Origin of the sequence: Pseudomonas sp. FSL L8-0168, from assembly GCF_037976155.1 — a bacterium.
GTDB classification, from domain to species: Bacteria; Pseudomonadota; Gammaproteobacteria; order Pseudomonadales; family Pseudomonadaceae; genus Aquipseudomonas; species Aquipseudomonas paracarnis.
This window is the reverse complement of sequence record NZ_CP150262.1, coordinates 4,568,405-4,587,028: the sequence shown is the minus strand read 5'-3', so window position 1 is coordinate 4,587,028 and position 18,624 is coordinate 4,568,405. Positions and strand designations below refer to the sequence as shown.

The following is an 18,624-nucleotide window of genomic DNA, read 5'->3' as shown; positions in this document are numbered from 1 at the left end:
CTCTCAATCTACACCCATAAAAAAGCCTGCCTTTTCAGGCAGGCTCAATACGGAGCATGGCAGTCTTAGCTCTGGCGAGCAGACAGGGCCGAGTAGCTGTTCATCAAATTGCGGTAGTTAGGAATCCGCTGGGACAACAAATTCCCCAGCCCTTCGATATCGTTGCGCCAGTCGCGGTGCAACTCACACGCCACCGAGAACCAGTTCATCAACTGCGCACCGGCCTGCGTCATCCGGCTCCACGCCGCTTGCTGCACGGTGGTATTGAACGTGCCCGATGCATCCGTCACCACAAACACCTCAAAACCTTCTGCCAGCGCCGACAAGGTCGGGAACGCCACACACACATCCGTCACCACACCGGCAATGATGATCTGCTTACGCCCGGTGGCCTTGATTGCCTTGACGAAATCCTCGTTGTCCCAGGCGTTGATCTGACCAGGGCGAGCGATATACGGCGCGTCCGGGAACATCTCCTTCAGCTCCGGCACCAGCGGGCCGTTAGGGCCTTGCTCGAAACTGGTGGTGAGGATGGTCGGCAAGTTGAAGAACTTGGCCAGGTCAGCCAGGGCCAGCACGTTGTTCTTGAACTCGTTGGGGGAGAAGTCCTGCACCAGGGAGATCAGGCCGGTCTGGTGGTCGACCAGCAGAACAATGGCGTCGTCTTTGTTCAAGCGGTTGTAGGTTGCAGTGCTCATGGTTGAATCCTTTTTTGTTTAGGTTGGTTGGGCGTTGCGTTCAACATGGGCACAGATTAATGGGTAGGTGACGAGGGATAAATCGGGTGGAAGGAGTCTTACTGTCAACTTAAAGTGGACAATAGTTGGCACCCGATTTCAGGCCTCCGGGTCGCTGTGCAGACCAGGAGTGAATTGCCTGATTTTGAGTAGCTAGCAGGTCCGATCCCTTTCCTTTGCAGGACGTTTCCGAGAGAATCCCAACCGCTTGCGCCAGTGGAATTGGGTGACTAGGCTGCTGACCGTCACTGCTAATTCAGTGATCGGGTTTAGTCGCCCGGATTCGATTGGCGCATATGCAACTCATGAGTCAGGCACCTCATCGCCTGCATCTTATGGTGGCTGTGCGCAGGGCACCTTCGGGTGCGCCGGGTTCCAATCGACCGGTCGACTAACCTGCGTACAGCTGCCACCTTTCGTTTAGTCGCGTAATTGGCAGCTTCAAATTATCGATTGGAGTTTTGCTATGGATAACGTTGTTTCGGATTCGCCGTCGTCAGGCGCAACCAACCCATTTACGGTCAATGAAGAACTGAGCTTCGAGGATGCCTGGGTGCAGGTGGCTGAGCTGCTGCATTGTGCGCTGGCTACGTCGCAGGTGATCGGCGAGTCAGTGGCTGCGCCACAGAGGGCGGTGATGCATTTGGTGGAGATGGCGAAGATGGTGGCGGATAGGGCTGTGGAGTGTTTGCAGCCTAGGTGATATGACGTCGCCTGTTCGGTTTTGATCGTCCAGGCGACTTATTCACGATTTCCTTAATTTCGGCTCAGAAATAGGGCTTGAATTCGTTGCTGTCGCGAATCAGCAACTGCATCAGCTTTGGATGAATGAACAGTTTTTCCTTTCCGACCTGAACCTCTTGCAGAACATCAATGGAGACCAGCTCTTTGAGGTAGCGAGAAGCAGCCTGGCGCTGAGCGATCTGCTTGTCGACGACGTTGCTAATACGGCAATAGGGCTGCTCAAAAATCACGTCCACCAATTCGCGTGAGTAGGTTTTCGGCAAACGTTCGCGAACAAATTGGCTGGTGTGCTCGGACAGGCTGCGAATGGCGGCAATTTTTGCACTGGTCCAGCGAGCGGTTTCTTCCACGGCAGTAAGCATGTACAGCAGCCAGGGCTCCCAGGCCTGTTCGCGTGTGACATCAAGCAGTAGTCGATAGTAATCGGCTCTATGCGCAATGATGAAATGACTAAGGTAAAGAATCGGTAGATTCAACAGACCTTCCTGGATCAGATACAGGGTGTTTAGCACGCGCCCGGTACGACCGTTGCCGTCTGTGAATGGATGAATAGCCTCGAACTGATAGTGTCCGACAGCCATGCGAACCAGCGGGTCGAGGTCTGTCTCGTTGTGTAGAAAACGTTCCCAGTTGGTGAGCAAGTCGCGTAAGCGATCTTCGCCCTCTGGTGGGGTATAGATGATTTCTCCGGTCCGATCATTGGCTAGCTGGACGCCTGGCACTCGACGGATGTCCATGTCTACACCCTTGAGCGTTCGACAGATCTCTACTGCTGTGCCGGTAGAGAGTGGACGTTCAGCCAGAGGCTGGAAACCGTTATGTAGAGCCTTGCGGTACCGGAGGGCTTCTTTGGTCGCGGGATCTGCATGATTGGCGCAATCCTGGGCATGCTGAAAGAGTAATCTGTAGTAGTGACAATACTTTCGATCTCGGAGCTGTCCTTGGCTTCCAGCAGCGGGATCGTATTGATCAGCATCGTCTGGTTAGGAATCAGCTCGGCTGCTTGTTTCAATTCGGCCAAGGCTGCTCGAGCTTCGATGCAGCGTTTGAGGACTGCTCGGGTTTCCAGTTCTGCCTTTGGCGGCAAGGGTGGAAGCTGGTTATAGGGTCTATCCGCCTGCCAAGGCCGTTGGGGGTTAGTCATGGGCGCACGCTCACTAGGACGTCCAGTTAAAGGTAAGGCCGCTTTTATAAGCGCCCTTGTCATGTCGCTAGTGAAAGCCTGCGTGCATAACGTGTCGTTATTTTTGTATTTTTGCGACATGTTTCATCCTCGCGTCGCTGTTGGCGACATGTTGGATATCGATCAGGTCGCTGACTATTTGGGTGAAGCAATGAAGAAGGGGTAATACACCTAGATTGCGTCGAGTCATTTTGATATTGCTGGAGCCCACTGGCCTTTGAATGGCTGCCTATTGCACCAGAGACATGTTCAGGGGGGGCAGAGTGGATCTTTAAGGCTACGTGATTGATGTTTAAGGGGGGGGATTAAAAAGCCGGCTTGTGGCCGGCTTCTCGGGGACTGCCTCAGCTTGTTTTTGACAAACCTCACCAGCCTTCAAATCGCTCAGCCCACATTGCGTCGGGCTGAATAGTAGGGCATCCGCGGGAACTCCTCCGCTTCGCCAGCAGGGAGTCAGCTAGAAGCGACCCCTGCCAAATGTGCGGCGCATGATACTCACATTCACTTCAGTTGCCCACCTCCGGTTCCGATTTAGAGCCTTCCCAGCCCAGCAGGTGTTCATCCAGTGGCACCGGTGGGCGGCGGTTGTTGAGGGTGGACCACCAGAATACCCAGCCGACGATCTTGAAGCTTTGCTCGAAGCGTTCCTCGTGGTTGAGGTATTCGTCCGGGTGTTCGCTGGCGTTGTGGCTGCGCAGGCGCAGGCCGCCGCCAGGGCGGTTGTAGAGGTATTTGATGCGCAGCATGCCGTCGTGTTCGACGGCGTAGATTTCACCGTCGATGATTTGGGTACGGCCTCGGTCGATGGCGAGGGTGGCGCCTTGTTGGATGATGTCGATCATGCTGTTGTCGACCATGTAGGCGCCTATCGCGCGGTCGGGGTTTACGTTGAGTGTTTCCAGGCTGTGCAGGGAGACGCGGATGCGTTCGGTTGAGGTGAAGGTGGGGTGGAGGGGGATCTCCACGTCGGTTTTTTCCGGGCGGCAGGCGGGGCCTGTGAGGTATTTGCCTGTGTCTTCGCGGGCGGTTGCAATCCTTGCGGTGGGGCCTTCCAACAGGTAGTTGGCGGGCGGGTGTTTGGGGCCTTTGCCGTCGCTTAACCAGCGACTTGAGACGCACAGCAACTCTGCGATCTCGTTGAGTCGGCCCATGGGGACCCCGCGTTTGAACCAGTTGTTCACGTGCTGAGGCGTGACGCCGCGGTTCTTGGCGAAGTCGGAGGCGGAAAGATGAACTTCCCGTAATAGCGCTTTTAAACGATCACCTGATGTATTCATAAACGCAGAGTTTACTGGCCGGAAAGTCTAATCAAATAAACCATGCGTTGATTTGCGGTTGTAGGATTTGGCTTAGTTGTGGCAGGATCTTTCAGGTGTGCAACTTAGTTAAACGCTGCAAATAAACATTGAACTTGATGTTTAATTCGGCCCATAAAAAAGCCCCGAATTAACGGGGCTTTTTAATTGCCGTGGCAATGAGGCGCGGGTATCAGCCTTTGTAGGCGGCAACCGACTTCATGATCTCGGCGCGGGCGGCGTCTGCGTTGCCCCAACCGTCGATCTTCACCCACTTGCCTTTTTCGAGGTCTTTGTAGTTCTCGAAGAAGTGCTTGATCTGTTCCAGCAACAGTGGCGGCAGGTCGGTGTATTCCTTCACGTCCACGTACAGCTGGGACAGCTTGTCGTGTGGCACTGCGATGACTTTGGCATCGCCGCCGCCGTCGTCGGTCATGTTCAGGATGCCGACTGGGCGTGCGCGGATAACCGAGCCTGGGGTGACCGGGTAAGGGGTCACGACCAGCACGTCGAGGGGGTCACCGTCGTCAGCCAGGGTGTTAGGGATAAAACCGTAGTTGGCCGGGTAGAACATCGGGGTGGCCATGAAACGGTCAACGAACAGGCAGTCGCTGTCTTTGTCGATTTCGTATTTGATCGGCGCGTGGTTGGCCGGAATTTCGATGGCGACGTAGATGTCGTTCGGCAGGTCTTTGCCAGCCGGAATCTTGCTGTAGCTCATTGGGCGTTGCCCCCGTTAGTTGGCCATATGACATGGCCGGATTGGCCTAAAAGTGGCGGCGATTATAGGCATATTCTGACGCCGATGCCATGCGCCAAGCGTCGTACGGTCATTCCCCCTGTGGCGCGTAGCGCAGGTCGCTGGCTTGCAGTTGAGTCAGGCGGGCCAGGGGATCCTGGCGATAAAAGCGGCTGAGTTGGGCGTACACCTGTGGATAACTGTTGACCAGTAAATCCGGGGCGCTGAAGAAATACTCGCTGGTGACGGCAAAGAACTCCGCCGGGTTTTCCGCAGCATAAGGGTCTATCTCGGTCTCGGCGTCCGGGTTGGCGTCCAACTGGCGATTGAGGTCATCGAAGGCGCCTTGCATGACGCTGGCCCAGTCCTGCACGCGCATGTCGTGGTGAAGCGGTGGCAGGCCGTTGGCGTCGCCGTTGAGCATGTCCAGCTTGTGCGCCAGTTCGTGGATGACCAGGTTGTAGCCTTCCCATTGGCCGCTGGCGAGCACGCCGGGCCAGGCGAGGATCACCGGGCCCTGTTGCCAAGCTTCGCCGCTGTGTTCGCCGTCCCACTCGTGTTCGACGCTGCTGGCATCGCGATGGCGTTGTGGGCTGAGGAAGTCGTCGGGGTACAGCACGATCTCATGAAAGCCTTGGTACCAGTCGAGGTCGCCCAGGTTCATCAGCGGCAGTTGCGCCTGGGCGGCGAGCAGCAGGCGTTGTTCCTGGTGCAGTTCGACGCCAGGCAGGGCGGTGAGGTGTTTTTCGCTGAGGAACACCACGCAGGCTTCGCGTAGCCACTGATCTTGCTCCGGCGTGATGCCGTCGAGGAAGGTCAGGTGGTGGCGCACCCGTTGCCAGATGTCATCGGCAATCGGGTGCTTGGCCAGCAGGCGCCGGCGACGCCAGGCGCTGAAGGACCACACGGGCAATCAGTGCGGGTTGGCTTCGGAGGACGTGCGGCCAAAGCGGCTGCGCACTACGCCAATAATCATCGGCACCAGGGACAGCAGAATGATGAACACCACCAGCAGCGACAGGTTCTTCTTGATAAAAGGCACGTTGCCGAAGAAGTAACCCAAGGTCACCAGGCCGCCGACCCACAGGATGGTGCCCAGTACGCTGAAGCCGAAGAAGCGTGGATACGGCATCTTGGCCACGCCCGCGACGAACGGCGCGAAGGTACGCAGGATCGGCAGGAAGCGCGCCAGCGTCACGGTCTTGCCGCCGTGCTTGTCGTAGAAGTCGTGGGTCTTTTGCAGGTAGTCGCGGCGGAAGATCTTGGAGTTCGGGTTGCTGAACAAGCGCTCGCCCGCCGTTCGTCCGATCACATAGTTGGTGCTGTCGCCGAGGATGGCCGCCAGCATCAGCAGGCCGGCCAGCAGGACTGGGTCCATACCGCCGCCGGCCGCTACGGCACCGGCAATGAACAGCAAGGAGTCGCCCGGCAGGAAGGGCATGACCACCAGGCCGGTTTCGCAAAAAATCACCAGGAACAGAATGGCGTAGATCCACGGACCGTAGTTGGTTACCAGCATATCGAGGTAAACGTCGAGATGCAGGATAAGGTCAAGCGGGTTGAAATCCATGGATGGCACCTGTGTGAATGGCCCGGCTCAGCGGGCTTGTGCGGAAGCTCAGGCAATAAGGCTACAAGTAATTGTCGCGGTTCTTACAACCCTGAAAGGTCGGCATTATACGGATTGAGAGGTGAAAAGCGTGTGGCTTTTGTAGCGGGGAGTGTCGCGAAATTGTGAAGGGGTTGGGCTTCAAGCCAGTCGCCGGACCCAATGTGGGAGCTGGCTTGTCTGCGATAGCGGTGGGTCAGTATGAGAAGTGCTCGCTGACACTTCGCCATCGCAGGCAAGCCAGCTCCCACAAGGATATTGCGGTGTTTGGCTTACCGGTTTTCAGTCTTCGTTGATCGGCAACACGTAGTTTTTGAATTCGGTGTCTTCGCGAAACCCAATCGACTCATAGGTCTTCTGCGCCACGTCGTTATCGCTGCTGGTCGATACCCGCAACCGTACCGCGTGGGTGTCCTTGGCCATTTTCTTGGCCGTGCGCATCAGGTTGTCGGCCACCAGTTGCCGGCGCGCATCCTCGGCCACATAGATGTCGTTGAGGATCCATACCCGCTTGAGAGACAGTGAGGAAAAGCTCGGATAGAGCTGGCAAAACCCCAGCAGCCGCTTGTCATCATCGTCGGCCAGGGCCAGGTAGATCACCGACTCCTTGCGCCGCAGGCGCTTTTCCAAAAAGGCCCGTGACGAGTCCGGGAACGGCAGGGCCCCGTAGAACTCGCGGTATTTGACGAACAACGGGGTCAACAGGTCCAGGTGTTCCAGGGTCGCTTGAGTAATCCGCATGCCAGGCCTCAACTTCCAAATGGGGTATGACCACACGAGCGGCCGTGACTCGATGCTGCCTAATGACGCCAAAAAGCGCAATCTTGCCGCTATCGGTCATCGGGCGGGCTGAGCAGGAAATTGCCCTTCATCAGGTCCGGGTCGTCCGATTCGAGGGGCTGAACCTGTGCCTCATCCTTGAGATTAACCCCCGACAACTGCCGGCGACACGCCTCGCGCATCAAGTACAGCAGGCGATGGGCCGCCATGCCATAACTCAGGCCTTCCAGCCGCACGTTGGAGATGCAGTTGCGATAGGCATCGGTGAGGCCGACCTTGGGGTTGTAGGTGAAATACAGGCCCAGGCTGTCCGGCGAGCTGAGCCCCGGTCGTTCGCCGATCAGGATCACCACCATCTTGGCGCCCAGTAGCTGCCCGATTTCATCGGCTACCGCCACGCGGCCTTGCTCTACCAGGATCACCGGTGACAAGGACCAGCCTTCGGCGTGAGTCTGTTCTTCCAGGCGCGCCAGAAACGGTGCTGTGTGTTTATGCACCGCCAATGCCGACAGGCCATCGGCCACTACGATGGCCAAGTCCACCCCGCCGGGCTGGGCCGAAGCGTAGTCGCGCAATGTTTGCGCCGACTCATCGCTCAAGCGTCGCCCCAGGTCCGGGCGTTGCAGGTACATGTGCCGGTCTGTGGCGGCGCTGTGCAGCAACAGGCTGTCTCGGCCACGTTCGGCCAATTGGCGGCTGAGGCCGGTGTGATCGAACGGCAAATGCACCGCGTCCCGCGCCTGGGCGTGGGCAAACTGGAAGTCCAGTTGGGCGCTGGTGTGAAGGCTGGTGCCGGTGCGGCCCAGGGCAATACGCGCCGGGGTGAGGCGGCGCAGTTCCAGCCACGGGTTGTCAGGCATTTCTGGTTGCACAGTCGGCTCCTTCATCCCAATTGCGCCAAGGCGTGACGAAAGGCCGGTGGCAAGCTATTGCCAAAATGCACTTTGCCATCGGCCTGCGTGAAGATGCCCATTTTCGCCAGCCACTGCTCGAACTCCGGCGCCGGTTTTAAACCCAATGTTTGCCGGGCGTACAGGGCGTCGTGAAACGAGGTGGTCTGGTAGTTGAGCATGATGTCGTCGGAGCCGGGGATGCCCATGATGAAGTTGATGCCGGCCACGCCGAGCAGGGTCAGCAGGGTGTCCATGTCGTCCTGGTCGGCTTCGGCGTGGTTGGTGTAGCAGATGTCGCAACCCATGGGCACGCCGAGCAGTTTGCCGCAGAAGTGGTCTTCCAGGCCGGCGCGGATAATCTGCTTGCCGTTGTAGAGGTACTCCGGGCCGATAAAACCGACCACCGTGTTCACCAGAAACGGCTTGAAGTGCCGGGCCACGGCATAGGCACGGGTTTCACAGGTTTGCTGATCGACGCCAAAGTGCGCATTGGCCGACAAAGCGCTGCCCTGGCCGGTTTCGAAGTACATCAGATTCTGGCCCAGGGTGCCGCGCTTGAGGCTTAAGCCCGCGTCATAACCTTCCTGCAGCACGTTCAGGTTGATCCCGAAACTGGCATTGGCCGCTTCGGTACCGGCAATCGACTGAAACACCAGGTCCAGCGGTACGCCGCGGTTGATCGCTTCGATGGAGGTGGTGACGTGGGTCAGCACACAGGCCTGGGTGGGGATGTCGTAGCGCTGAATGATCGCGTCGAGCATTTCAAGCATGGCGCAGATCGAGGCGATGCTGTCGGTGGCCGGGTTAATGCCGATCATGGCGTCGCCGTTGCCGTACAGCAGGCCGTCGAGGATGCTCGCCGCGATGCCGGCCGGTTCATCGGTGGGGTGGTTGGGCTGCAAGCGCGTGGACAAGCGCCCGCGCAGGCCCAGGGTGCCGCGAAACTGGGTGACCACGCGGATCTTCTGCGCCACCAGCACCAGGTCTTGCACGCGCATGATCTTGGACACGGCCGCGGCCATTTCCGGTGTCAGCCCTGGCGCCAATGCGCGTAGGGCCTGTTCATCGGCCGCATCGCTGAGCAGCCAGTCGCGCAGGCCGCCGACAGTGAGGTGGCTGACCGCTGCAAACGCCTGTTTATCGTGGGTGTCGATGATCAGCCGGGTGACTTCATCGCTTTCATAAGGAATCAATGCTTCCTGCAGGAAGTGCTTGAGCGGGATATTTGCCAGCGCCATCTGCGCCGCCACACGTTCGCCGTCATTCTGCGCGGCGACACCGGCGAGGAAGTCCCCGGAGCGTGCCGGGCTGGCCTTGGCCATCACGTCCTTGAGGCTGTCGAAGCGGTAGGTTTGAGCACCCACCGCGTGGGAAAAGCTTGCCATACAGTGTCTCCTTGGTGACGCGCGCCTGCTGTGGGCAAGGCGCCGCGTCGAGGTTTTCGGCAGTTAGTGCAGGGCGGCCTCTGCGGCCTGGATCGCCGCGAATTCCTCTTCCGGCGTGCCTGCTACCAAGTGATGCCGGCTGTAGAAAGCAAAGTAAGCAATTAATACTCCATAGATGATCGCCGCGCCAATCACCACGCGCGGGTCCACCAGAAAGCCCGCCACCACGGCCACGCAAGCCAGCACCAGTGCCACGCCTGAGGTGAAGATGCCACCGGGTGTGCGGTATGGCCGCTCCATTTTAGGGCGACGGATGCGCAGGGTGATGTGGGCGGCCATCATCAACACGTAGGAAATCGTGGCGCCAAACACCGCCACCAGGATCAGCAAGTCACCCTGGCCGGTCAGCGACAGGCCAAAGCCGATAATCCCGGGGATTACCAGTGCCAATACTGGCGCCTTGCTCTTGTTGGTCTCGGACAATTTGCGCGGCAGGTAACCGGCACGGGACAAGGCAAAGATCTGCCGCGAATAGGCGTAGATGATCGAGAAAAAGCTCGCGATCAAACCGGCCAGGCCGACCAGGTTGACGAAGCTGCCCATCCAGGTGGAACCGCCGTAGGACAACGCCAAGGCTTCAACCAGCGGGTTGCCGGATTTGATCAGCGCATAAGTGCCCGCACCGCCCGGCGCGATCACCAGGATCAACAGGGCAAAACTGGTCAGCACCACAATCGCGCCGATCAGCCCGCGCGGCAGGTCGCGCTTGGGGTTCTTGGTTTCTTCAGCGGCCAGCGGCACGCCTTCCACCGCCAGGAAAAACCAGATGGCATAAGGGATCGCGGCCCACACGCCGACGTAGCCGAACGGCAGGAAGCTGCTGGCGCCCTTGGCCTCGGTCACGGGTATATCCAGCAGGTTGGCGACGTTGAAGTGCGGCACCATCGACACCAGGAACACGCCCAGGGCAATCGCGGCGACGGCGGTGATCACGAACATCAGCTTCAAGGCTTCGCCCACACCAAAGATGTGGATGCCGATAAAGATGATGTAGAACGCCAGGTAGATCATCCAGCCGCCAATGCCGAACAACGACTCGCAATAGGCGCCGATAAACACCGCGATGGCGGCGGGCGCGATGGCGTATTCGATAAGGATGGCAGTACCGGTGAGGAACCCGCCCCAAGGGCCAAAAGCGCTGCGGGCAAAACCGTAGCCACCGCCAGCAGTGGGGATCATGGACGACAACTCGGCCAGGGAAAAGCACATGCACAGGTACATGGTGGCCATCAGCAAGGTGGCGAGGAACATGCCACCCCAGCCGCCCTGGGCCAGGCCGAAGTTCCAGCCGGCGTAATCGCCGGAAATAACATAAGCGACGCCAAGGCCAACCAGTAGTACCCAGCCGGCGGCGCCTTTTTTCAGTTCGCGTTGTTGAAAATAATCGGTGCCGACTTTTTCGAAGTCGACAGAAGAACCAGTGGGTTCGCTAGGCATGGGAAGTACCTTCCATTCTTATTGTTTTTGACTCGGCGTCTGTGTGCCGAACGAGGTAGCAATTGCGTGTGATATCAAATGTGGGAGCTGGCTTGCCTGCGATAGCGGCCTGTCTGCTACCCCTTATTTGGCTGATACATCGTTATCGCAGGCAAGCCAGCTCCCACACTTGATTGCATTTCAAGTTGGGAACTGGTTGCTTGCTATAAGGCTGAGTTAGAAAAAGCCCAACGGATTAATGTCGTAGCTCACCAGCAAGTTCTTGGTCTGCTGGTAGTGATCCAACATCATCTTGTGGGTTTCACGGCCCACGCCAGACTTCTTGTAACCGCCAAACGCGGCATGCGCCGGGTACAGGTGGTAGCAGTTGGTCCACACGCGGCCAGCCTTGATCGCCCGGCCCATGCGGTAGGCGCGGTTGATATCGCGGGTCCACAGGCCAGCGCCCAGGCCGAACTCGGTGTCGTTGGCAATCGCCAGGGCTTCGGCTTCGTCCTTGAAGGTGGTGATGCTCACCACCGGGCCGAAGATTTCTTCCTGGAACACACGCATATCGTTGGTGCCCTTGAGCAGGGTCGGCTGGATGTAATAACCGGTGGCCAGGTCGCCGGTGAGCTTCTCCACCTTGCCGCCCGTGAGCAATTGCGCGCCTTCGCCCTTGGCGATTTCCAGGTAAGACAGGATCTTGTCGAACTGCTGCTCGGACGCCTGGGCGCCGACCATGGTGTCGGTATCCAGCGGGTCGCCACGCTTGATCGACTCGACCTTTTTCATCACCACTTTCATGAAGTCGTCGTAGATCGACTCTTCCACCAGAGCACGGGAAGGGCAGGTGCACACTTCGCCCTGGTTGAAGAACGCCAGCACCAGGCCTTCGGCGGCTTTTTCGATAAATGCAGGTTCCGCTTTCATGATGTCGGCGAAGAAGATGTTCGGCGACTTGCCGCCCAACTCCACCGTAGACGGAATGATGTTCTCGGCCGCCGCATGCATGATGTGCGAGCCCACAGGCGTTGAGCCGGTGAAGGCGATCTTGGCGATGCGCTTGCTGGTGGCAAGGGCTTCGCCGGCTTCCTTGCCGAAACCGTGCACCACGTTCAGCACGCCCGGTGGCAGCAGGTCGCCGATCAGCTCCATCAGCACGCTGATGCCCAGCGGCGTTTGCTCGGCGGGCTTGAGCACCACGCAGTTACCGGCGGCCAGGGCTGGGGCGAGTTTCCAGGCGGCCATCAGCAGCGGGAAGTTCCACGGGATGATCTGGCCGACCACGCCCAGCGGCTCGTGGAAGTGGTAGGCGGCGGTGAGCTCATTGATTTCGGCGCTGCTGCCTTCCTGGGCGCGGATGCAGCCGGCGAAGTAGCGGAAGTGGTCGGCAGCCAGGGGGATGTCGGCGTTAAGGGTTTCACGCACGGCCTTGCCGTTGTCCCAGGTTTCGGTGATGGCCAGCAGTTCGAGGTTTTGCTCGATGCGGTCGGCGATTTTCAGCAGCACCAGCGAACGGTCCTGGGCCGAGGTTTTGCCCCAGGCGTCCGCAGCGGCGTGGGCGGCGTCCAGCGCCTTGTCGATGTCTTTGGCGGTGGAACGCGGGAAGTCGGCTATCGGCTTGCCGTTGACCGGCGAGGTGTTGGAGAAATAGTTGCCATCGACTGGCGCCACGAATTCGCCGCCGATGTAGTTGCCGTATTTGGCCTTGAACGAAACGATGGCGCCTTCAGTACCGGGGTGTGCATAACGCATGGTGAGCATCTCCTGCTTTTATGTTTATTGGAGTACAGCGCGGCAAGCGCGTTATAAAGCGTAGAGCAAAGGTTGGGCCACTGCTGTGCGGGCCAACAAAATCAATGGGTTGGGCTTTGTCGCAAGGCGGTGCCGTGACAGGTGTGGTACAGGCGTGGTGACAGTTTGTGCCATAAGCGGTACAGCCTGTGACCGGTGGGTCGGGCCGGGATTGCAAAGGCCCAATGGCTGGGGGATGCTGGGCGTTCTCACGCAGGGAGAATAATAAGAACATGCATAACGATCATTTCAGCCGCCATGCCCAGCAAGTCCTGACCGTCACCCGTGGCCAAGAGCTTTCCCAGGGGCCGGGCAGCGACCCGTCCATCGCCCGCTCCTGGCTGCGCTGCGTGGAGGACTACCACCTCGACCCGGCGCTGACCATCGCGCCTACCGTGCTTGAACACGGGCGCCTGCTGGAAAGTCGCGAACGCCTGCGCCAGGTGCTGCACATCGCCGGCAGCGAGATGAATAGCCTGCACCAGCAACTTTCCGGTGCCGGCCATGCGGTGCTGCTCACCGATGCGCGCGGGGTGATCCTCAACTGTGTCACCGCGCCGTCGGAGCGCAAGATTTTCGAGCGCGCCGGTTTATGGTTGGGCGCTGACTGGAGCGAAGCCTGCGAAGGCACTAACGGCATCGGCACCTGCCTGGTAGAGCGGCAGTCGTTGACGATCCACCGTGACGAGCATTTTCGCGGCCGTCATACCGGGCTGACCTGTTCGGCCAGCCCGGTGTTCGATCCTCATGGTGAATTGCTGGCGGTGCTGGATGTGTCCTCGGCCCGCGAAGCCGTGTCGCGCCAAAGCCAGTTCCACACCATGGCGCTGGTGAACCTGTCGGCCAAGATGATCGAAAGTTGCTACTTCCTGCGCCACTTCGAACACCACTGGCTGTTGCGTTTTCACCTGCAGGCCGAGTCGGTCGGGTTATTCAGCGAAGGCTTGCTGGCGTTTGATGGCGAAGGGCACATTTGTGCGGTCAACCAGAGCGCCCTGAACCTGTTGGGGCAGTTGCGCGGCGGCTTGGTGGGCCAGCCGGTGGAAGCGTTTTTCGACTGCTCCCTGGATCAGTTGCTGGGGCGGGCCAGCGCAAATGCCACGGCCAGTTGGCCGCTGCGCACCCGCGATGGTCGGCCTTTATTCGCAGCGCTGCGAGGCCAGCCGCGCAGTGCGCCGGCCCCTATCATCAAGCCACAGGCGTCACGCCCATTGGGTATCTGCCTGGGCGACCCGGCGTTGCAAAATGAGCTGCGCAAGGCCTCGCGAGTGTTCGAGCGCGATGTGCCCTTGCTAATCAACGGCGAAACCGGCTGCGGTAAAGAAGCCTTCGCCAAGGCCGTGCATCAGGGCAGCCAGCGGGGCGACAAGGCCTTTATCGCGCTGAACTGTGCGGCGATTCCAGAAAACCTGATCGAGAGCGAACTGTTTGGCTATCGCGCCGGCAGTTTCACCGGCGCCCTTAAAGAAGGCATGCGCGGCAAGCTGCAACAGGCCGATGGTGGCACGCTGTTTCTCGACGAAATCGGCGACATGCCCCTGGCGTTACAAACCCGCCTGTTAAGGGTGCTGGAGGATCGCCTGGTGGTGCCTATCGGCGGCGAACCCCAAGCCGTGAACGTGCGCATCATCAGCGCCACGCACCGCAATTTGCTGGAACGGGTGGCCGATGGCAGCTTTCGTGAAGACCTGTATTACCGCTTGAACGGCTTGGAAGTCGCCCTCCCGCCGTTGCGCGAGCGCAGTGACAAGTCGCAACTGTTGGATTTCCTCTTGGCGCAGGAAGCAGGCACCGAGCAGGTGATGCTCGACGAGTCGACGCGCCAGGCCTTGTTGGCATTCCACTGGCCCGGCAACCTGCGGCAGATGCGTACTGTGTTGCGCACGGTGGTGGCACTCTGTGAGGGCGGGCGAGTCGGTCTTGAAGACTTGCCGGCGCTGATTCGCCAGGCGCGGCCGCAAGGGGCAAGGGCGGATGCGCCGTACGCTTTGCCACTGGAGAGCGCCGAGCGCCAGGCATTACTCGATGCGTTGGCGCAGCAGCGCTGGCATATGAGCCATGTGGCGGAACAGTTGGGCGTCAGTCGCAATACGCTGTATCGCAAGTTACGCAAACATGGTATTTCACGGGGCGCCATGCATTAGGGCGCGCGACAGTTGTCGGAATAACTCCGTTATTGCGGACGACTCGTTTTTGTCCCACGTCATTTAAGGTTTTTTATCGCTCTACCCGTTCACGTCGTCCCGGAACGTGGCACGTTGTTTTAAGCACTGATGGAATAAGGGCAGAGCATTAATTGCCCTTAAACACCGCTGTTTGAAACTTCTAGGGTGACAACACATGAATATTACAAGTCCAATAACGACTCCTGTGCCACAACTCCCTGTTCAACTTGATGTTACGCCCACCTCCCCACCGCAACACTCGATAACGGGCTGGGGCGAACCGATGGACCCCCCTCAGCCTGACCATGACACGCCGCCTTCTGCTCAGGAGGCCGACCAAGCGCCGAAGGTACGCAACAAGCGTGGAATCTCCTTCTTCGGACGGCGGTTCCCATTTGGAGGCGCAACCCGGCCCACGGCGCCCGTGTCTCCCACGCCATCGATCAAGGTGCCGTCGCCTGCGTCCGTGTCCCCCGGTCCATCGACCAGGGTGCCGCCCGCCCCGGTCAATCCCACTGCCACCAGGCTGCAGAACGCACTGGGTGGAAATAACCCTGGTACCAGCTCGACCGCAGCCAGTTCAAGCCAGTCGGCCTTGGATAAACTCAAGGGCGTAGTGACCAGGGGGCCTCAAACGCCCACCAGTGGCGGGGTTGTCTCCGTAAAGCCGGTGGAACCGCCCAAGATCAGTGTGGCCGATGTCACCCAGCGGCTTTTGGATGCCGACAGGCTGGTCAAGGCAGGGGTTATTTCCACCTCACCTTCAACAGGCAAGACGATCAAGGACGCGTTCATCAACGCGGGCGTCAATGGCATCGTCAGCGCGCCGATCAATGTGGGCGCATACGCCGGGTCCGTGGCCGCGGGAGAGGCGATCAAGGGCCAGTATGTACCGTCGCCATTGCCGCCGCCGCATTTGCCTGGTACTGCAAAGCCAGATCCCGCGTCTACACCGCAAGTAGCCGCGCCAACCACATCGGATACGCCAACGCCTTCGGCCACGCGCCATCTGGACCGGGTAGAAAAAGTGGTGCTGGAATTTGCCAATGTCATCATCACGCTGGCGTCGGGAAATACTGAAGACCGGCTTGCCATGGGCGACGCCTGGCCCAAGGAGCGGGGGGCACGCTTGGATAACCTTGAGCAGTTACTGAGCATTTCGGAAACCCATATGAAGCAAGTGGCCGAGGATAACGGCATTATTTTCAAACCTCACCTCGAACCAGAAACCGCCCCAGGCACGGGGGGCCGCTTAGGCGTGATAGAGCGCCGTTATCGCGCCTTGGAAAAGGCGGCTGACCGGATCATTACCCTGAAAGACGCGGAAGCCAAAAAAACCGAGGCCTCCGTTTAAGGCAGCCTTTTTGCCCGCCGGATCCTACCGGCGGGCGTTTCGCGCTCAGCTAAAGCGTGCGAACTTTCCCACCCTACGCTAACCTGCCTCGATGTTTACGAGGTCGACTATGCACATTCATATTCTGGGTATCTGCGGTACGTTCATGGGTTCGATGGCGGTTCTGGCCAAGGAGCTGGGCCATCATGTAACTGGCTCCGATGCCAATGTTTATCCCCCCATGAGCACGCAGCTACAGGCGCAAGGGATTGAGCTGACCCAAGGTTACGACCCCGCGCAATTCGACCCGGTGCCGGACCTGGTCGTGATCGGCAACGCCATGTCGCGCGGCAATCCGGCGGTGGAATACGTACTGAACAAAGGCTTGCCTTACGTCTCCGGCCCCCAGTGGCTGGCCGACCATGTGCTGCAAGGCCGTTGGGTCCTGGCAGTGGCAGGCACTCATGGCAAGACCACCACCAGCAGCATGCTCGCCTGGGTGCTGGAGCATGCGGGCATGAGCCCGGGGTTCCTGATTGGCGGCGTGCCGCAGAACTTCTCGGTATCAGCGCGCCTGGGTGAGACACCGTTTTTTGTGATCGAGGCCGACGAGTACGACAGCGCCTTTTTCGACAAGCGCTCCAAGTTCGTCCATTACCGCCCACGCACAGCGATCCTGAATAACCTTGAGTTCGATCACGCGGATATCTTCCCCGATCTGCCGGCGATTGAGCGCCAGTTCCACCACTTGGTGCGCACTATTCCAAGTGAGGGCCTTGTCATTCATCCCACCACCGAGCCTGCGTTGCAGCGTGTGATCGACATGGGCTGCTGGACCCCGGTGCAAACCACCGGCGCGGGTGGGCAGTGGCAGGCCAGGTTGCTCAGCGAAGATGGTTCACGGTTTGAAGTGCTGTTCGAAGGCCATGCCCAAGGCATCGTCGATTGGGGCATGACCGGCCAACACAACGTGGCCAACGCTTTGGTGAGCCTGGCTGCCGCTCGGCATGTTGGCGTGGTACCAGCCATGGGCATTGCCGCCTTGAGCGCGTTCAAGAGTGTGAAGCGGCGCATGGAGAAAGTCGCTGAAGTAAATGGAATTACCATCTACGACGACTTTGCCCACCACCCGACCGCAATTGCCACCACCCTGGATGGCCTGCGCAAGCGCGTCGGCGATGCGCAGATCATTGCCATCGTCGAGCCGCGTTCCAACTCCATGAAGCTGGGCGCGCACCGTGATGGCCTGCCCGAGAGCGTCAACGATGCCGACCAGGTGGTGTGGTATGCACCGGCCAACCTTGGCTGGGATTTGCCCGCGATTGCTGCGCTATGCACCGTGCCCTCCACAGTCTGCGATTCGTTGGAAGGCATCATTGAGCATGTGAAGTCCTTGGCCCAAGCCGGCACCCACGTGGTGGTCATGAGCAACGGCGGCTTCGGCGGCCTGCACGGCAAGCTGGCCGAGGCACTGAAATGAGGGGGCCGGAACGCATTACCCTGGCGATGACCGGCGCATCCGGTGCGCCCTATGGCCTGCGCCTGCTCGATTGCCTGGTACGTGAAGACCGTGAGGTGCATTTTCTGATCTCCAAGGCGGCGCAATTGGTGCTGGCGACTGAGACCGATGTCGCGCTGCCTTCCAAGGTGCAGATGATGCAGGCATTCCTCACCGAGTACACCGGCGCAGCGGCGGGGCAGATCAAGGTCTACGGCAAAGAAGACTGGATGTCGCCGGTAGCCTCAGGCTCCGGTGCGCCAGCGGCGATGGTGGTGGTGCCTTGTTCCACCGGCACCTTGTCGGCGATTGCCACGGGCGCCTGCAACAACCTGATCGAACGGGCGGCGGACGTGACCTTAAAAGAGCGCCGCCAATTGATCCTGGTGCCGCGCGAAGCGCCGTATTCGAGCATTCACCTGGAGCACATGCTCAAGTTGTCGAACATGGGCGTGACCATTCTGCCCGCGTCGCCAGGCTTCTATCACCAGCCACAGACCATCGATGACCTGGTGGACTTTGTGGTGGCGCGCATTCTCAACCTGTTGAACATTCCCCAGGACATGCTGCCACGTTGGGGTGAGCACCACCTGGCCGGCGATGAATAAAGCACTGCTGCTCTTGATGGCGCTGCAACTCACCGGCTGTGCCACCGCGCGCACGCTGGATGCCGCGCAACCGGGCGCCCCGGTGGTGTATGCCGGCACGCGCCTGGATCTGTACGCGATCAATGGCGGCTGCTGCGCCAAGGACCGCTTTGGTGCCGAGGCCCCGAGCTCTCCCCATCTCGACCTGCCGGCCAGTGCGTTGCTCGATACCTTGTTGTTGCCACTGACGGTGCTGACGGTGCTGGGGGTTGGCTTCAACGCCACGGGCGGGCTGTAAGATAAGGGCTACCTGGGTGGATCGTTCCCACGCTCCGCGTGGGAATGCAGTCGGGGACGCTCCGCGTCCCAAGCATGACGCAGAGCGTCATAACCGGCGTTCCCA

Annotated in this window: 17 protein-coding genes and 1 pseudogene; 6 read left to right on the top strand and 12 right to left on the bottom strand. The window is 59.5% G+C overall.

The window, feature by feature from the left end; all coding sequences use genetic code 11:
* Nucleotides 1–65: 65 nt before the first annotated feature.
* A complete protein-coding gene (gene ycaC, locus MHH62_RS21030) occupies nucleotides 66–698 on the bottom strand; it encodes an isochorismate family cysteine hydrolase YcaC (RefSeq protein WP_014720109.1) in 633 nt (210 codons plus the stop codon).
* 505 nt (nucleotides 699–1,203) lie between these two features.
* On the opposite strand from ycaC, the gene MHH62_RS21025 reads away from it, so the two are divergent.
* Nucleotides 1,204–1,440 (top strand): hypothetical protein, encoded by a 237-nt coding sequence (locus MHH62_RS21025; protein ID WP_003194531.1) that lies wholly within the window; start codon nucleotides 1,204–1,206, stop codon nucleotides 1,438–1,440.
* 64 nt (nucleotides 1,441–1,504) lie between these two features.
* Here MHH62_RS21025 and MHH62_RS21020 read toward each other — a convergent pair.
* From MHH62_RS21020 to MHH62_RS20975, 10 genes and pseudogenes are all read right to left on the bottom strand, one after another.
* Nucleotides 1,505–2,625, bottom strand: a pseudogene (locus MHH62_RS21020) (Fic family protein).
* A gap of 545 nt (nucleotides 2,626–3,170) precedes the next feature.
* Entirely contained in the window at nucleotides 3,171–3,941 is a 771-nt protein-coding gene (locus tag MHH62_RS21015; RefSeq protein WP_014720107.1) for a S24 family peptidase, read from the bottom strand.
* Nucleotides 3,942–4,152: 211 nt separating this feature from the next.
* On the bottom strand, nucleotides 4,153–4,680 hold the full coding sequence (ppa, locus tag MHH62_RS21010) for an inorganic diphosphatase (RefSeq protein WP_003176323.1): 528 nt from the start codon (nucleotides 4,678–4,680) through the stop codon (nucleotides 4,153–4,155).
* 109 nt (nucleotides 4,681–4,789) lie between these two features.
* A complete protein-coding gene (locus MHH62_RS21005; protein WP_339231826.1) occupies nucleotides 4,790–5,605 on the bottom strand; it encodes a M90 family metallopeptidase in 816 nt (271 codons plus the stop codon).
* A gap of 6 nt (nucleotides 5,606–5,611) precedes the next feature.
* A complete protein-coding gene (locus MHH62_RS21000; protein ID WP_003194521.1) occupies nucleotides 5,612–6,268 on the bottom strand; it encodes a DedA family protein in 657 nt (218 codons plus the stop codon).
* A gap of 321 nt (nucleotides 6,269–6,589) precedes the next feature.
* Nucleotides 6,590–7,048 carry a GNAT family N-acetyltransferase gene (locus MHH62_RS20995; protein WP_014720105.1) on the bottom strand — a complete coding sequence of 153 codons (459 nt, stop codon included), beginning with the start codon at nucleotides 7,046–7,048 and terminating at the stop codon, nucleotides 6,590–6,592.
* Between the two features lie 89 nt (nucleotides 7,049–7,137).
* Nucleotides 7,138–7,974 carry an ethanolamine ammonia-lyase subunit EutC gene (gene eutC, locus MHH62_RS20990; protein WP_339231824.1) on the bottom strand — a complete coding sequence of 279 codons (837 nt, stop codon included), beginning with the start codon at nucleotides 7,972–7,974 and terminating at the stop codon, nucleotides 7,138–7,140.
* On the bottom strand, nucleotides 7,971–9,365 hold the full coding sequence (locus tag MHH62_RS20985; protein WP_014720103.1) for an ethanolamine ammonia-lyase subunit EutB: 1,395 nt from the start codon (nucleotides 9,363–9,365) through the stop codon (nucleotides 7,971–7,973). Before MHH62_RS20985 ends, eutC begins: the two co-directional genes overlap by 4 nt.
* A gap of 63 nt (nucleotides 9,366–9,428) precedes the next feature.
* A complete protein-coding gene (gene eat, locus MHH62_RS20980; RefSeq protein ID WP_003194515.1) occupies nucleotides 9,429–10,862 on the bottom strand; it encodes an ethanolamine permease in 1,434 nt (477 codons plus the stop codon).
* Between the two features lie 216 nt (nucleotides 10,863–11,078).
* The gene (locus MHH62_RS20975) at nucleotides 11,079–12,599 is read right to left on the bottom strand and encodes an aldehyde dehydrogenase family protein (RefSeq protein ID WP_005791797.1); all 1,521 of its coding nucleotides are present in this window, start codon (nucleotides 12,597–12,599) and stop codon (nucleotides 11,079–11,081) included.
* 272 nt (nucleotides 12,600–12,871) lie between these two features.
* On the opposite strand from MHH62_RS20975, the gene MHH62_RS20970 reads away from it, so the two are divergent.
* Entirely contained in the window at nucleotides 12,872–14,782 is a 1,911-nt protein-coding gene (locus tag MHH62_RS20970; RefSeq protein ID WP_014720101.1) for a sigma-54-dependent Fis family transcriptional regulator, read from the top strand.
* 345 nt (nucleotides 14,783–15,127) lie between these two features.
* On the opposite strand, the gene MHH62_RS20965 is transcribed toward MHH62_RS20970, so the two are convergent.
* Complete coding sequence (locus MHH62_RS20965; protein ID WP_177480889.1) at nucleotides 15,128–15,412, bottom strand: hypothetical protein; 285 nt, start codon at nucleotides 15,410–15,412, stop codon at nucleotides 15,128–15,130.
* Between MHH62_RS20965 and MHH62_RS20960 the strand changes: the two genes are divergently transcribed.
* The 4 genes from MHH62_RS20960 (at nucleotide 15,399) to MHH62_RS20945 (ending at nucleotide 18,519) form a co-directional block, all read left to right on the top strand.
* Nucleotides 15,399–16,157 carry a hypothetical protein gene (locus tag MHH62_RS20960; protein WP_224796998.1) on the top strand — a complete coding sequence of 253 codons (759 nt, stop codon included), beginning with the start codon at nucleotides 15,399–15,401 and terminating at the stop codon, nucleotides 16,155–16,157. The genes MHH62_RS20965 and MHH62_RS20960 overlap by 14 nt on opposite strands.
* 109 nt (nucleotides 16,158–16,266) lie before the next feature.
* Nucleotides 16,267–17,616: a UDP-N-acetylmuramate:L-alanyl-gamma-D-glutamyl-meso-diaminopimelate ligase gene (mpl, locus tag MHH62_RS20955; RefSeq protein ID WP_014720099.1), complete on the top strand. Its 1,350-nt coding sequence runs from the start codon at nucleotides 16,267–16,269 to the stop codon at nucleotides 17,614–17,616.
* A complete protein-coding gene (gene ubiX / locus MHH62_RS20950; protein ID WP_339231820.1) occupies nucleotides 17,613–18,242 on the top strand; it encodes a flavin prenyltransferase UbiX in 630 nt (209 codons plus the stop codon). Before mpl ends, ubiX begins: the two co-directional genes overlap by 4 nt.
* Nucleotides 18,235–18,519: a YceK/YidQ family lipoprotein gene (locus tag MHH62_RS20945; RefSeq protein WP_339231818.1), complete on the top strand. Its 285-nt coding sequence runs from the start codon at nucleotides 18,235–18,237 to the stop codon at nucleotides 18,517–18,519. Before ubiX ends, MHH62_RS20945 begins: the two co-directional genes overlap by 8 nt.
* The last annotated feature ends 105 nt before the right edge of the window (nucleotides 18,520–18,624 follow it).

What these genes read in the sequence shown, in the direction of transcription:
- ycaC (WP_014720109.1), bottom strand. Translation starts at nt 698, where the DNA reads ATGAGCACTGCAACCTACAACCGCTTGAACAAAGACGACGCCATTGTT.
- MHH62_RS21025 (WP_003194531.1), top strand. Translation starts at nt 1,204, where the DNA reads ATGGATAACGTTGTTTCGGATTCGCCGTCGTCAGGCGCAACCAACCCA.
- MHH62_RS21015 (WP_014720107.1), bottom strand. Translation starts at nt 3,941, where the DNA reads ATGAATACATCAGGTGATCGTTTAAAAGCGCTATTACGGGAAGTTCAT.
- ppa (WP_003176323.1), bottom strand. Translation starts at nt 4,680, where the DNA reads ATGAGCTACAGCAAGATTCCGGCTGGCAAAGACCTGCCGAACGACATC.
- MHH62_RS21000 (WP_003194521.1), bottom strand. Translation starts at nt 6,268, where the DNA reads ATGGATTTCAACCCGCTTGACCTTATCCTGCATCTCGACGTTTACCTC.
- MHH62_RS20995 (WP_014720105.1), bottom strand. Translation starts at nt 7,048, where the DNA reads ATGCGGATTACTCAAGCGACCCTGGAACACCTGGACCTGTTGACCCCG.
- eutC (WP_339231824.1), bottom strand. Translation starts at nt 7,974, where the DNA reads ATGAAGGAGCCGACTGTGCAACCAGAAATGCCTGACAACCCGTGGCTG.
- MHH62_RS20985 (WP_014720103.1), bottom strand. Translation starts at nt 9,365, where the DNA reads ATGGCAAGCTTTTCCCACGCGGTGGGTGCTCAAACCTACCGCTTCGAC.
- eat (WP_003194515.1), bottom strand. Translation starts at nt 10,862, where the DNA reads ATGCCTAGCGAACCCACTGGTTCTTCTGTCGACTTCGAAAAAGTCGGC.
- MHH62_RS20975 (WP_005791797.1), bottom strand. Translation starts at nt 12,599, where the DNA reads ATGCGTTATGCACACCCCGGTACTGAAGGCGCCATCGTTTCGTTCAAG.
- MHH62_RS20970 (WP_014720101.1), top strand. Translation starts at nt 12,872, where the DNA reads ATGCATAACGATCATTTCAGCCGCCATGCCCAGCAAGTCCTGACCGTC.
- mpl (WP_014720099.1), top strand. Translation starts at nt 16,267, where the DNA reads ATGCACATTCATATTCTGGGTATCTGCGGTACGTTCATGGGTTCGATG.
- ubiX (WP_339231820.1), top strand. Translation starts at nt 17,613, where the DNA reads ATGAGGGGGCCGGAACGCATTACCCTGGCGATGACCGGCGCATCCGGT.
- MHH62_RS20945 (WP_339231818.1), top strand. Translation starts at nt 18,235, where the DNA reads ATGAATAAAGCACTGCTGCTCTTGATGGCGCTGCAACTCACCGGCTGT.